This window comes from Streptomyces sp. NPDC090108, assembly GCF_044747185.1.
Classification (GTDB): domain Bacteria; phylum Actinomycetota; class Actinomycetes; order Streptomycetales; family Streptomycetaceae; genus Streptomyces.
This window is the reverse complement of sequence record NZ_JBIVDQ010000006.1, coordinates 326,434-339,847: the sequence shown is the minus strand read 5'-3', so window position 1 is coordinate 339,847 and position 13,414 is coordinate 326,434. Positions and strand designations below refer to the sequence as shown.

Below are 13,414 nucleotides of genomic sequence, written 5' to 3'. Positions count from 1 at the left end.
GAGCCCCCGACCGCTACGCCTCCCGGTCGCGCCGAGTCCGCGGCCGTTCGTGACACCACCCCTACAAGACAAGCGAGTTGACGGATCATGGACTGGCTCGAACGGTGCTTCCCGGACCCCGACCACTTCCTGCGCACCCAGTGGCGCCAGGGACCGGTGCTGCTGCGGCCCGAGCAGCCGCCCACCGAGGTCCTGACCCCGGAGGACCTGGACGAGCTGATCGACGCCGGACACCTGCGCACCCCGTACGCCGGACTGTTCACCGCCGCCGGTGCCGTGCCCGAGGACCGCTACTGCCCGCCCCGGATCGTCGCGGGGCACGCGCTGCACGGCTGTCTCGACCCGCAACGGGTGCGGGAGCTGATCCGCGAGGAGAACGCCACGCTCCAGCTGCGCTACCTCAACCACTGGCACCCCAAGGTCCGCGAACTGGCCGAGGGCCTGGGCGCGAGGCTGGGGCGCCTCACCGAGGTCTTCATGTTCTACTCCCAGCCCCAGCGGCGCGGCCCCGTCCACCGCGACGACGGCGACATCCTCGTCCTCCAGCTGGCCGGCGCCAAGCACTGGCAGGTGTACGCGGGACCCACCGACGCCTCCTGGCAGCCCGTGCGCGAGGAGAACCCCGGCCCCGTCCTGCTGGACACCGTGGTCCGCGCGGGCGAGCTGCTGTACGTGCCCAACGGGTACGCCCACACCGCCTGGGCCACCGACGAGGGGCCGTCCCTGCATCTGACGGTCACCCTGCGCGAGGCCGGTGCCGGCCATCTGCGCACCCAGCTCGCCGCCGCGCTCGCCCAGGGGCTGGAGCTGCCCGCCCGCCCCCTCGACGAGGCCGCCCTCACCCGCACCGCCGCCGCCCTGCTGGAGCACCTGGGCGAACGCCTCGCCGCCACCAGCCCCGCCGACCTGGTCGCCGCCGCCCGGCGCAACGCCTTCAGCAGCCGCCCCGCGGCCTGACCCCGTCGCCCCCGCGGCCCGACCGCCGTCATCCGCGCGGTCCGGCCCCGTCATCCTCCCGGCGGCCCGAACCGTCGTCCCCGAGGTCTGACCCCCGTCATCCTCCCGGCCGGACCCCTCGCCGTCCCGGCCCGAACCAGCCCGCACCGGGCGGAGAGCGACCCACCATGACCGACGACTGGCTGCGCCGCTGCGTGGCGGACGAAGACGTGTTCCTCAAGGACCTGTGGCGCAGCCGGCCCGCCGTGCTGCGTCCCGACGAGCCGCCGGTGGAGGTGCTGTCCGTCGCCGACGTCGAGCACCTGCTGGACCACGGCCTGCTGAAGGTCCCGTACATCGGGCTGGTCCAGAAGGACGCCCACCTGCCCAGCAGCCGTTTCTGCCGGCCGCGCGTGGTGCTCGGCGAGGTGCAGGGGGACTACGCCGACGGCCAGGACGTGCGCGCCCTGATCCGGGACGAGCAGGCCACCGTCCTGCTGCGCTACGTCGACCAGTGGCACCAGGGTGTGCGGGCCCTCGCCCGCGGGCTGGGCGGCAGGCTGGGCCGTCAGGTCGAGGCGTTCTTCTTCCTCACGCCGCCCGGCACCCAGGGGCGCCCCGTCCACCGGGACGACGCCGACGTGCTCGCCATCCAGATCAGCGGCACCAAGCGCTGGCGGGTGCACGGCGGTCCCGCGGACGGCAACTGGGTGCCCGAGCGTGAGGACGGCGACGTCGGCGAGCCCCTGCTCGACACCGTCCTGCGGCCGGGCGAGGTCCTGTACATCCCCCGAGGCTTCGCCCACAGCGCCCGCTCCGTCGGCGACGAGCCCTCGGCCCACCTCTCGCTCACCATCCGGGAAGTGGCCACGGCCAACCTCTACGCCCTCGCCCAGGCGCTGCTGACCGACGGCACGGAGCTGCCGGGCCGTCCCCTCGACGACGACGCCCTGCACGCGGCGGCCGAGGAACTGCTCACCGGCGCCCGCTCGATGCTGGAGATGCTGACGCCGGAAGCCCTGATCGAGTACACCCGGTCGGCGATGCGCCAGGACGCCTGACCGCAGGGGGTGCCGGACAGGGTGTCCAGAACGCGGACACCCTGTCCGGCACGGCTTCCCAGGCCAGGGAGAGTCCATTACTGTGGACTCGAAGGTGCAGTGTGATGAATGCAGCCTGCGTCGAACCCTGGAAGGCCCCGTGAAGCTCCCCGGCACCGCCCCCGCGTCCCCGACCTCCGCCCCCGCCCCGCCCGGCACGGCGGCGGAGGTGCCCGTGCCGAGCGGCGCGCCCGGCGGTGCGTCCAGCGGTGCGGCGGGCCGCCGGAGTGCGCTCGGGCCCGTCGGGCTGGTGCTGGCCGGCGGGATCTCCGTGCAGTTCGGCGGGGCGCTCGCGGTGACGCTGATGCCGCGGGCCGGGGCGCTGGGCGTGGTCACCCTGCGGCTCGTGGCGGCGGCCCTGGTCCTCCTCGTGGTCTGCCGCCCGCGCCTGCGCGGGCACTCGCGCGCCGACTGGGGCACCGTGATCGTCTTCGGCCTCACGATGGGCGGGATGAACGGCCTGTTCTACGAGGCCGTCGCCCGCATCCCGCTCGGCCCCGCGGTCACCCTGGAGGTCCTGGGCCCGCTGGCCCTGTCCGTCCTCGCCTCCCGCCGGGCGATCAACGCGGTGTGGGCCGGCCTCGCCCTCGGAGGCGTCTTCCTGCTGGGCGGCGGGGGCTTCGGCGATCTCGACCCCATAGGTGTCGCCTTCGCCCTGGGCGCCGGCGCCATGTGGGCGGCATACATCGTCTTCAGCGCCCGTACGGGCCGTCGCTTCCCCCAGGCGGACGGCCTGGCCCTCGCCATGGCGGTCGCGGCCCTGCTCTTCCTCCCGCTGGGCATCGCCGAGGCGGGCACCCGGCTGCTGGACCCGACCACCGTCGGGCTCGGTTCCGCTGTGGCACTGCTCTCCTCGGTGCTGCCCTACACGCTCGAACTCCTCGCGCTGCGCCGCCTGCCCGCCTCCACCTTCGCCATCCTCATGAGCCTGGAGCCGGCCATCGCGGCCACGGCGGGCTTCCTGATCCTCGGCCAGGCCCTGTCGGCGGCGGAGGCGGCCGCCATCAGCCTGGTCATCGCGGCGAGCATCGGCGCGGTCCGCACGCAGGTGGCCCAGAACAAGGTGCCCCCACAGGCCCCCGAGGCCTGACGCGCACCCCGCCGAGCTCTGGCAGGTACGGACGGGCACCCCGCCGAGCTCTGACAGGTACGCCGAGGCCCGACGGGCACCCCGCCGAGTTCTGGCGGGTATGCCGAGGCCCGACGGGCCCCCGAGGCCCCGACGGGGACGGGCCCTCCCGGGCCGACGGCGTGCCCGCCGGGACGGGCCCTCCCGGCGCCGGGCGCCCCCCCCAAGCGCGGGCAACCAGCAGGCATCCCGGCGGCTCAGCCGACCGGCTTCTCCCACACCGACACGTGCTGCCGGCTCTCGCCGGTGAACGGCTCCCGGTCCCAGCCGTCCCACCGGTCCCGCAGCCGCAGCCCCGCCAGCCGGGCCATCAGGTCCAGCTCGGCGGGCCACACGTAGCGGAACGGCACGGCGAGGTGCGTGGCGCTGCCGTCCTCGGCCACCCGCACATGGTGCGAGCTCATCGACTGGGTCGCCACGTCGTACAGGTCGAACCCGAGGCGCCCCTCCTCCACCCGGAACGGCACCGCGTCCTGTCCGGGCGGCAGCCGCCGCAGATCCGGCACCGTGACCTCGACGACGAAGCGGCCGCCGGGCTCCAGATGCTCCGCCGCGTTCCGGAAGCAGGCCACCTGGGCGTCCTGCGAGGTCAGGTTCATGATCGTGTTGAAGACCAGGTAGACGACCCGGAAGAGTCCGTCCGCCTTCGCCGACGCGAAGTCCCCGATGGTCACGGGGACGGCGTCCCCGCCCGGTTTGGCCCGCAGCCGCTCCACCATCGCCCTGGACAGGTCGATCCCGTGCACCTCGGCCCCGCGCTCCGCCAGGGGCAGCGCGATCCGCCCGGTCCCGATCCCCAGCTCCAGCATCCGCCCGCCCCCGGCGAGCCCGGCCAGCGTCCCGACCGCCGGCCCCACGACATCCGGCTCGAACATCTCCGCCGACGTCAGGTCGTACCGCGCCGCGACCGCTTCCCCGAAGTAACCGTCCTCATCGACCATCGGGGGACGGTACTGCGCGGACGCCCGCCCGCGCGCCTCCTTTTCGGGCCGCACCGCGACGAATTCATGCAAGCACGCTTGATTGTTTCTCCCCTCGCTGCCATGCTCCCCGACATGGCCGACCCGACGCCCGTCATCGACGACCTGCGTGCCGAGACCCAAGAACTCGACCTGCTGATGGCCGAGTTGGAGCCGGAGCAGTGGGCGCTTCCCACACCCGCGCCCGGCTGGAACCTCGCGCACCAGATCGCGCACCTCGTGTGGACCGACCGCTCCGCGCTGCTGGCGGTCACCGATGCCGGGGCCTTCCAGGCGCTGGTGGAGAAGGCGATCGCCGCACCCGGCTCCTTCGTGGACGAGGGGGCCGAGGAGAGCGCGGCGCTGGCACCCGCCGTGCTGCTGTCCACGTGGCGCGAGGGACGCGCCGCCCTCGAACGGGCCCTGCGCGCGGCACCGCACGGCGCCCGGTTCCCCTGGTACGGCCCGCCCATGTCGGCCGCCTCCATGGCCACCGCCCGGCTCATGGAGACCTGGGCCCATGGGCTGGACATCGCCGAGGCCCTGGGTGTGGTGCGCCCACTCACCGACCGCATCAAACATGTGGCGCGACTCGGGGTGCGCACCCGCGACTTCGCCTACGGGGTGCACGGACTCACGCCCCCGGCCGAGGAGTTCCGTGTCGAACTCACCGGACCGTCGGGCGAGGTGTGGGCGTACGGCCCGTCCGATGCCCCGCAGCGCGTCACCGGCCCCGCCCTCGACTTCTGCCTGCTGGTCACCCAGCGCGCCCACCGCGCCGACCTCGCCCTGACCGCCGAGGGACCGGACGCCGACCGCTGGCTCGGCATCGCGCAGGCCTTCGCGGGTCCGTCCGGCGAGGGCCGCGAGCCGAAGGTGGCGGCCCGGTGACCGCGGCGCCCGCGCCGCTGCGCGTCGGCAACTTCTCCGGTTTCTACGGCGACCGCGCCGACGCCCTGCGCGAGATGCTCACCGGCGGCGAGATCGACGTCCTCACCGGCGACTACCTCGCCGAACTCACCATGCTCATCCTCGGCCGCGACCGCCTGAAGGACCCGGCCGCCGGATACGCCCGCACCTTCCCGCGCCAGCTGGAGGACTGCCTCGGCCTCGCCCACGAACGCGGGGTGCGGATCGTCACCAACGCGGGCGGCCTCAACCCCGCCGGACTCGCGGACGCCGTGCGCGAGTCGGCCGGCCGGCTCGGCATACCCGTGCGGGTCGCGCACGTCGAGGGCGACGACCTCACCGCCGCGTACCCGGGCACCCTCGCCGCCCACGCCTATCTCGGCGGCTTCGGCATCGCCGAGTGCCTGCGGGCCGGCGCGGACGTCGTGATCACCGGCCGGGTCACCGACGCGGCCCTCGTCACCGGCCCCGCCGCCGCCCACTTCGGCTGGGGCCCGCGGGAGTACGACCGTCTCGCGGGGGCCGTCGTCGCCGGACACGTGCTGGAGTGCGGCACCCAGGCGACCGGCGGGAACTACTCCTTCTTCCGCGAAGGCGACATGCGCCGCCCCGGCTTCCCGCTCGCCGAGATCCACGCCGACGGCAGCAGCGTCCTGACCAAGCACCCCGGCACCGGCGGCTTCGTCGACGTCGGCACGGTCACCGCCCAGCTGCTCTACGAGACCGGCGGCGCCCGCTACCTCGGGCCCGACGTCACCGCCCGGCTGGACACCGTACGGCTGAGCCAGGACGGGCCGGACCGGGTGCGGATCGAGGGGGTGCGCGGAGAGGCGCCCCCGCCGACCCTCAAGGCGGGCCTCAACCGGCTGGGCGGCTTCCGCAACGAGGTCGCCTTCGTCCTCACCGGGCTCGACATCGAGGCCAAGGCGGCGCTGGTGCGGGCGCAGATGGAGGACGCGCTCGCCAAGTCACCGCCCGCCGAGGTGCGCTGGGACCTGGTCCGTACCGACCGCGCCGACGCCGGTACCGAGGAGACCGCGAGCGCCCTGCTGCGGCTCGTCGTGCGCGACCCGGACCAGCGGGCCGTCGGACGCCCGCTGATCGGTGCGGCGATCGAGCTGGCTCTCGGGAGCTACCCAGGGTTCCATGTGCTGGCGCCCCCGGGAAAGGGCTCGCCCTATGGGGTCTTCGAGGATGTGTACGTGCCCCATGGTGCCGTCGACCATGTGGCGGTCCTCCATGACGGCCGCCGGGTGACGGTGGCCCCGGCCCAGGAAACCGCCCCCGAAGCGACCGCTGCCGAATCCACCGGCGTCGTATCCACCGGCGCCGATGGCACCCCCTCCGCCGACCGCACCTCTGCCCCCGCCTCCGCCGACGCCACCTCCGCCACCCTCGCCGACCGAGCCGACGCCACCCCCGTCTCCACCGACCGAGCCGACGCCGACGGCACCCCCACCGACGGCCCGCCCCCGGCGCCCCTTCCCGAGCCCCTCCCGCCGGGCGGCCCCACCCGCCGCGCGCCCCTCGGCCTCCTCGCCGGGGCCCGCAGCGGCGACAAGGGCGGGAACGCCAACGTGGGCGTGTGGGTCCGGACCGACGAGGCCTGGCGCTGGCTCGCCCACGAGCTGACCGAGGACCGGTTCCGGGAGCTGATCCCCGAGGCCCGCGGCCTGACCGTCACCCGCCACGCGCTGCCGAACCTGCGCGCCCTCAACTTCGTCGTCGAGGGCATCCTCGGCGCCGGGGTCGCCGCCCAGCACCGCTTCGACCCGCAGGCCAAGGCCCTCGGCGAATGGCTGCGCTCCCGTCACCTGGACATCCCCGAGGCCCTGCTGTGACCGCCCCCGAGCTCACCCCGGAGTCCCTGCTGTGACCGCCCCCGAGCTCACCCCGGAGTCCCTGCTGTGACCGCCCGCGAGCTCATCCCCGAGGCCTTGCTGTGACCGCCCCCAAGCTCACCCCGGAGGCCCTGCCGTGACCGTCCTGCCGTCCTCCCTCGACACCACGAGCGCCGCCCACCAGGCCGACCGCGAGTCCATGCTCGCCAAGCTCGCCGGCCTGGAGGCCGAGCACGCCAAGGCGCTCGCGGGCGGCGGCGAGAAGTACGTCGCCCGGCACCGCGGACGCGGCAAGCTGCTCGCCCGTGAACGGATCGAGCTGCTGCTCGACCCCGACACCCCGTTCCTGGAGCTGTCCCCGCTGGCCGCCTGGGGCAGCGACTACCCGGTCGGCGCCTCCGTGGTCACCGGGATCGGCGTGGTCGAGGGCGTGGAGTGCCTGATCACCGCCAACGACCCGACCGTGCGCGGCGGCGCCAGCAACCCGTGGACGCTGAAGAAGTCGCTGCGCGCCAACGACATCGCGCTCGCCAACCGGCTGCCCGTGATCAGCCTGGTGGAGTCCGGCGGCGCGGACCTGCCCTCGCAGAAGGAGATCTTCATCCCGGGCGGGGCGATCTTCCGCGACCTCACCCGGCTCTCGGCCGCCGGCATCCCGACCGTCGCCGTCGTCTTCGGCAACTCCACGGCGGGCGGCGCCTACATACCGGGCATGTCCGACCACGTGATCATGGTCAAGGACCGCGCGAAGGTGTTCCTCGGCGGCCCGCCGCTGGTGAAGATGGCGACCGGCGAGGAGAGCGACGACGAGTCGCTCGGCGGCGCCGAGATGCACGCCCGCGTGTCGGGCCTCGCCGACTACTTCGCCGTGGACGAGCCGGACGCGCTGCGGCAGGCGCGCCGGGTGATCGCCCGCCTGAACCACCGCAAGGCGTACCAGGATCCGGGCCCGGCCGAGCCGCCGAAATACGACCCGGAGGACCTGCTCGGCATCGTCCCCGGCGACCTGAAGACCCCCTTCGACCCGCGCGAGGTCATCGCCCGCCTGGTCGACGGCTCCGACTTCGACGAGTTCAAGCCGCTGTACGGCACGAGCCTGGTCACCGGCTGGGCGGCCCTGCACGGCTACCCGGTCGGCGTCCTCGCCAACGCCCGGGGCGTCCTGTTCAGCGCCGAGTCGCAGAAGGCCGCCCAGTTCATCCAGCTGGCCAACCAGCGCGACATCCCGCTGCTCTTCCTGCACAACACCACCGGCTACATGGTCGGCAGGGAGTACGAGCAGGGCGGGATCATCAAGCACGGCGCGATGATGATCAACGCCGTCTCCAACTCGAAGGTGCCCCACCTCTCCGTCCTCATGGGCGCCTCCTACGGCGCCGGGCACTACGGCATGTGCGGCCGCGCCTACGACCCCCGCTTCCTGTTCGCCTGGCCCAGCGCCAAGTCGGCCGTGATGGGCCCGCAGCAGCTCGCCGGCGTGCTGTCGATCGTGGCGAGGCAGTCGGCGGCGGCGAAGGGGCAGCCTTACGACGAGGACGCGGACGCGGCCCTGCGCGCCATGGTGGAGCAGCAGATCGAGGCCGAGTCGCTGCCGGTGTTCCTCTCCGGGCGGCTGTACGACGACGGCGTCATCGACCCCCGCGACACCCGCACCGTTCTCGGCCTGTGCCTGTCCGCGCTCCACACCGCCCCCTACGAGGGCGCCCGTGGCGGCTTCGGCGTCTTCCGGATGTGAGGCTCATGATTTCGACTCTGCTGGTCGCCAACCGGGGCGAGATCGCCTGCCGGATCTTCCGCACCTGCGCGGAACTGGGCATCCGCACGGTCGCCGTGCACTCGGACGCCGACGAGGACGCGCTGCACACCCGCACGGCCGACGCCGCCGTACGGCTGCCGGGCGCGAGCCCCGCGGAGACGTACCTGCGCGGCGACCTGATCGTGAAGGCGGCGCTGGCGGCCGGCGCGGACGCCGTGCACCCCGGCTACGGATTCCTCTCCGAGAGCGCCGACTTCGCCCGCGCCGTCCTCGACGCCGGACTGGTCTGGATCGGGCCGCCGCCGGAGGCGATCGAGGCCATGGCGTCCAAGACGCGGGCCAAGGAGCTGATGGGGCTCGCCGCGCCCGACGGCTCCGAGGTCACCGAGGCCGACCTGCCGGTGCTGGTCAAGGCGGCGGCGGGCGGCGGCGGGCGCGGCATGCGGATCGTGCGGTCGCTGGCGGAGCTGCCGGCCGCGCTGGAGAGCGCGCGCGCCGAGGCCGCGAGCGCCTTCGGCGACGGCGAGGTCTTCACCGAGCCGTACATCGAGCGCGGCCGGCACGTCGAGGTGCAGATCCTCGCCGACACCCACGGCACCGTCCACACCCTCGGCACCCGGGACTGCTCCCTCCAGCGCCGCCACCAGAAGGTGATCGAGGAGGCCCCGGCGCCCGGACTGACGCCCCAGCTCACCGAGAACCTGTACGCGCTGGCGGTGCGCGCGGCCCGCGCGGTCTCCTACGTGGGGGCCGGCACGGTCGAGTTCCTGGTCGCCGACGGCGTCCCGCACTTCCTGGAGATGAACACCCGCCTCCAGGTCGAACACCCCGTCACCGAGGCGGTGTTCGGCATCGACCTGGTCGCCGCGCAGATCCGCGTGGCCGAGGGGCACGCCCTCGACGCGCGGCCGCCCCGGGCGAACGGCCACGCCGTGGAGGCCCGCCTGTACGCCGAGGACCCCGCCCAGGGCTGGGCCCCGCAGACCGGCACCCTGCACCGCCTCGCCGTGCCCGGCGGTGTCCGCCTCGACACCGGCTACACCGACGGCGACCGCGTCGGAGTGCACTACGACGCCATGCTCGCCAAGGTCGTCGCCCACGCCCCGACCCGCGCGGAGGCCGTCCGCAGGCTCGCGGGCGCCCTGGAACGCGCCGCCGTCCACGGCCCGCTCACCAACCGCGACCTGCTCGTCCGCTCCCTGCGGCACGAGGAGTTCGGGGGCGCCCGCATGGACACCGGCTTCTACGACCGCCACCTCGACGCCCTGACCGCTCCCGTCCTCGACGCCCACGCGCCCCTGGCCGCCGCGCTCGTCGACGCGCACGGCCGGTCCCGCTTCGGCGGCTGGCGCAATCTGCCGTCGCAGCCGCAGGTCAAGCGGTACGCGAGGGCGGGGGAGGAGCACGAGGTCCGGTACCGGCACACCCGGGACGGCTTCGCCGCCGACGGGGTACGGGTCGTACAGGTGGGACCGTCCTTCGCCGTGCTGGAGGCCGACGGCGTGCGGCGGCGCTACGAGGTGGCGCGGTACGGCGACCGCGTGCACGTCGACGGCACCGTCCTCACCGTGCTGCCCCGTTTCCCCGACCCGGCCGCCCAGCTCGCCCCCGGCTCCCTGCTGGCCCCGATGCCGGGCACGGTCGTCCGGGTCGCCGAGGGCCTCGCCGAGGGCGCCCGGGTGGCCGCGGGGCAGCCCCTGATCTGGCTGGAGGCGATGAAGATGCAGCACCGGATCGCCGCCCCGGCCGACGGCACGCTGACCGCGCTCCCGGTGGCCCCCGGGCAGCAGGTCGAGGTGGGCACGCTGCTGGCGGTCGTCGAGACCGGCACGCCCGGGTAGCGCGGGCCTGCCGACGCGCGGCCGCCACCGCGTGAGCGCGAGCGAACACAACCGACCCGCACCCGGAGGAACCGCATGACCACGCTCATCGAGTCCGAGGAACACAAGGCCCTGCGCTCCGCCGTGGCCGCCCTGGGAAAGCGCTACGGCCGCGAGTACGTCACCCGCTCCGTCGCCGAGGGCAGGCCCCTCACCGAACTCTGGTCCGACGCCGGGAAACTCGGCTACCTCGGCGTCAACCTGCCCGAGGAGTACGGCGGCGGAGGCGGCGGCATCACGGAACTCTCCATCGTGCTGGAGGAACTGGGGGCCGCGGGGGCGCCCCTGCTCATGCTCATCGTGTCCCCGGCCATCTGCGGCACGGTCATCTCCCGCTTCGGCACCGAGGAGCAGAAGCGGGCCTGGCTGCCCGGACTCTCCGACGGCACCCGCACCATGGCCTTCGGCATCACCGAGCCCGACGCCGGCTCCAACTCGCACCGCATCACCACCACCGCCCGCAGGGACGGCACCGACTGGCTGCTGACCGGCCGCAAGGTGTTCGTCTCCGGCGTGGACCAGGCGGACGCCACCCTCATCGTCGGCCGCACCGAGGACGCCCGCACCGGCACCCTCAAGCCCTGTCTGTTCATCGTGGAGCGCGACGCGGAGGGCTTCACGCGCAACCGGATCGACATGGAGATCACCGCCGCCGAGAAGCAGTGGGAACTCGTCCTGGACGACGTGCGGCTGCCCGCCGACGCGCTCGTGGGCGACGAGGACGCGGGGCTGCTGCAGCTGTTCGCCGGGCTCAACCCCGAGCGGATCATGACGGCCGCGTTCGCGATCGGCATGGGACGCTACGCGCTGGCCAAGGCGGTCGCGTACGCCCGCGAGCGCACCGTCTGGAAGAGCCCCATCGGGGCCCACCAGGCCATCGCGCACCCCCTCGCCCAGGCGCACATCGATCTGGAACTGGCCCGGCTGATGATGCAGAAGGCCGCCCATCTGTACGACGCGGGCGACGACGTCGGCGCGGGCGAGGCCGCCAACATGGCGAAGTACGCGGCCGGGGAGGCCTGCGTGAAGGCGGTCGACCAGGCCGTGCACACCCTCGGCGGCAACGGCCTCACCCGCGAGTTCGGGCTCGCCTCGCTGATCACGGGCTCGCGGGTGGCCCGTATCGCCCCGGTGAGCCGGGAGATGATCCTCAACTACGTGTCCCACCAGACCCTGGGTCTGCCCAAGTCGTACTAGCACAAGCAGCGTTCAGGCCGCCGTCACGCCGTCGTCGGGCCGTCGCCCGCCGGCGGCGGTCCTTGGGAGGAACCGTGTTCCGCAGCGCGTACGCAGACGTTCCGCCGATCGAACTCCCCATCCATGACGCCGTGCTGGGCAGGGCCGCCGAGTTCGCGGACCTGCCCGCCCTCGTCGACGGCACGGACGGCACCACCCTCACGTACGGACAACTCGACCGGTACCACCGGCGGCTGGCCGCCGCGCTCGCCGAGTCCGGGCTGCGCAAGGGCGATGTGCTCGCCCTGCACAGCCCCAACTCGATCGTGTTCCCGGCCGTGTTCTACGCGGCCACCCGCGCGGGCGCCACCGTGACCACCGCCCACCCCCTCGCCACGCCCGAGGAGTTCGCCGGGCAGCTCCGCGACAGCGGCGCCCGCTGGATCGTCACCGTCTCCCCGCTGCTGGACACGGCCCGCGCCGCGGCCGGAATCGCCGGCGGGGTGGAGGAGATCATCGTCTGCGACGGCGCCCCCGGACACCGCTCCCTGGCCGATCTGCTCGCCTCCACCGCGCCCGAACCCGGGGTGGACATCGATCCGGCCGGCGACATCGCCGTACTGCCGTACTCCTCCGGGACCACCGGCACCCCCAAGGGCGTGATGCTCACCCACCGGCAGATCGCCACCAACCTCGCCCAGCTCGAACCCTGCGTCCCCTCCGGGCCCGGCGTGCGGATCCTGGCGGTTCTTCCCCTCTTCCACATCTACGGCCTCACCGCCCTGATGAACGCGCCCCTGCGTCTCGGCGCCACCGTGGTCGTGCTGCCCCGCTTCGACCTGGAGACCTTCCTCGCGGCCGTCGAGACCCACCGCATCACCGACCTGTACGTGGCCCCGCCCATCGTGCTGGCCCTCGCCAAGCACCCCGCGATCGCCCGCTACGACCTGTCGTCCCTGAAGCACGTCATCAGCGCCGCCGCCCCCCTGGACGCGGCCCTCGCCGCCGCCTGCGCCGAACGGCTGGGGCTGCCCCCGATCGGCCAGGCCTACGGCATGACGGAACTCTCGCCCGGCACCCACGTCGTCCCGCTCGACGGCCTGCGCGAGGCGCCCGCGGGCACCGTCGGCCGGCTCATCGCCGGGACCGAGATGCGCGTCGTCGCCCTCGACGACCCCGGCAAGGACCTCGGCACCGGCGAGGACGGCGAGATCCTGATCCGGGGCCCGCAGGTGATGAAGGGCTACCTCGGCCGCCCCGACGCCACCGCCGCGATGATCGACGCCGACGGCTGGCTGCACACCGGCGACGTCGGCCGGGTGGACGAGGGCGGCTGGCTGTACGTCGTCGACCGGGTCAAGGAGCTGATCAAGTACAAGGGCTTCCAGGTGGCACCCGCCGAACTGGAAGCGGTGCTGCTCACCCACCCCGGCATCGCCGACGCCGCCGTCATCGGCACCTACGACGACGACGGCAACGAGATCCCGCACGCCTTCGTGGTCCGCCGGACCACCGCGGACCGCCCGGACGGCCCCGACAGCCCGGACGCCCCGGACGAGGACGAGATCACGGCCTACGTCGCCGGACGCGTCGCCCCGTACAAGCGGGTCCGCAGGATCACCTTCACCGACACCGTCCCCCGGGCCGCCTCCGGCAAGATCCTGCGCCGGCAGCTCAGGGACCGCGCATGAGCGCACCGAGCCGCCCCTCTTCCCCCGGAGCCCCCGT

The 13,414-nt window shown here is 74.0% G+C and carries 10 protein-coding genes; 9 read left to right on the top strand and 1 reads right to left on the bottom strand.

All coding sequences use genetic code 11. The features are described from left to right. Positions 1 to 87 precede the first annotated feature (87 nt). From ACIPRD_RS23095 to ACIPRD_RS23085, 3 genes are all read left to right on the top strand, one after another. Positions 88 to 957: a JmjC domain-containing protein gene (locus tag ACIPRD_RS23095; protein ID WP_356404704.1), complete on the top strand. Its 870-nt coding sequence runs from the start codon at positions 88 to 90 to the stop codon at positions 955 to 957. A 167-nt stretch (positions 958 to 1,124) separates the two neighbouring features. Next, a complete protein-coding gene (locus ACIPRD_RS23090; RefSeq protein WP_401565553.1) occupies positions 1,125 to 1,997 on the top strand; it encodes a JmjC domain-containing protein in 873 nt (290 codons plus the stop codon). A 139-nt stretch (positions 1,998 to 2,136) separates the two neighbouring features. Further along, a complete protein-coding gene (locus tag ACIPRD_RS23085) occupies positions 2,137 to 3,126 on the top strand; it encodes an EamA family transporter (protein ID WP_401565550.1) in 990 nt (329 codons plus the stop codon). A 236-nt stretch (positions 3,127 to 3,362) separates the two neighbouring features. Here the strand turns inward: ACIPRD_RS23085 and ACIPRD_RS23080 are convergent, their stop codons facing one another. Further along, positions 3,363 to 4,106 (bottom strand): class I SAM-dependent methyltransferase, encoded by a 744-nt coding sequence (locus ACIPRD_RS23080; protein WP_356404708.1) that lies wholly within the window; start codon positions 4,104 to 4,106, stop codon positions 3,363 to 3,365. A gap of 114 nt (positions 4,107 to 4,220) precedes the next feature. Here ACIPRD_RS23080 and ACIPRD_RS23075 point away from each other — a divergent pair, with 114 nt between their 5' ends. The 6 genes from ACIPRD_RS23075 (at position 4,221) to ACIPRD_RS23050 (ending at position 13,377) form a co-directional block, all read left to right on the top strand. Then, the gene (locus ACIPRD_RS23075) at positions 4,221 to 5,015 is read left to right on the top strand and encodes a TIGR03084 family metal-binding protein (protein ID WP_401565548.1); all 795 of its coding nucleotides are present in this window, start codon (positions 4,221 to 4,223) and stop codon (positions 5,013 to 5,015) included. After that, complete coding sequence (locus ACIPRD_RS23070; protein ID WP_401565545.1) at positions 5,012 to 6,874, top strand: acyclic terpene utilization AtuA family protein; 1,863 nt, start codon at positions 5,012 to 5,014, stop codon at positions 6,872 to 6,874. The genes ACIPRD_RS23075 and ACIPRD_RS23070 overlap by 4 nt, the downstream gene beginning before the upstream one ends. Before the next feature lie 136 nt (positions 6,875 to 7,010). Further along, complete coding sequence (locus tag ACIPRD_RS23065) at positions 7,011 to 8,609, top strand: carboxyl transferase domain-containing protein (protein WP_356404714.1); 1,599 nt, start codon at positions 7,011 to 7,013, stop codon at positions 8,607 to 8,609. Between the two features lie 5 nt (positions 8,610 to 8,614). After that, positions 8,615 to 10,471: a biotin carboxylase N-terminal domain-containing protein gene (locus tag ACIPRD_RS23060; RefSeq protein ID WP_356404716.1), complete on the top strand. Its 1,857-nt coding sequence runs from the start codon at positions 8,615 to 8,617 to the stop codon at positions 10,469 to 10,471. A 75-nt stretch (positions 10,472 to 10,546) separates the two neighbouring features. Next, positions 10,547 to 11,707: an acyl-CoA dehydrogenase family protein gene (locus ACIPRD_RS23055; protein ID WP_356404718.1), complete on the top strand. Its 1,161-nt coding sequence runs from the start codon at positions 10,547 to 10,549 to the stop codon at positions 11,705 to 11,707. Positions 11,708 to 11,781: 74 nt separating this feature from the next. Then, on the top strand, positions 11,782 to 13,377 hold the full coding sequence (locus tag ACIPRD_RS23050) for a 4-coumarate--CoA ligase family protein (RefSeq protein WP_401565541.1): 1,596 nt from the start codon (positions 11,782 to 11,784) through the stop codon (positions 13,375 to 13,377). Positions 13,378 to 13,414 lie beyond the last annotated feature (37 nt).

What these genes read in the sequence shown, in the direction of transcription:
- ACIPRD_RS23095 (WP_356404704.1), top strand. Translation starts at nt 88, where the DNA reads ATGGACTGGCTCGAACGGTGCTTCCCGGACCCCGACCACTTCCTGCGC.
- ACIPRD_RS23090 (WP_401565553.1), top strand. Translation starts at nt 1,125, where the DNA reads ATGACCGACGACTGGCTGCGCCGCTGCGTGGCGGACGAAGACGTGTTC.
- ACIPRD_RS23080 (WP_356404708.1), bottom strand. Translation starts at nt 4,106, where the DNA reads ATGGTCGATGAGGACGGTTACTTCGGGGAAGCGGTCGCGGCGCGGTAC.
- ACIPRD_RS23075 (WP_401565548.1), top strand. Translation starts at nt 4,221, where the DNA reads ATGGCCGACCCGACGCCCGTCATCGACGACCTGCGTGCCGAGACCCAA.
- ACIPRD_RS23060 (WP_356404716.1), top strand. Translation starts at nt 8,615, where the DNA reads ATGATTTCGACTCTGCTGGTCGCCAACCGGGGCGAGATCGCCTGCCGG.
- ACIPRD_RS23055 (WP_356404718.1), top strand. Translation starts at nt 10,547, where the DNA reads ATGACCACGCTCATCGAGTCCGAGGAACACAAGGCCCTGCGCTCCGCC.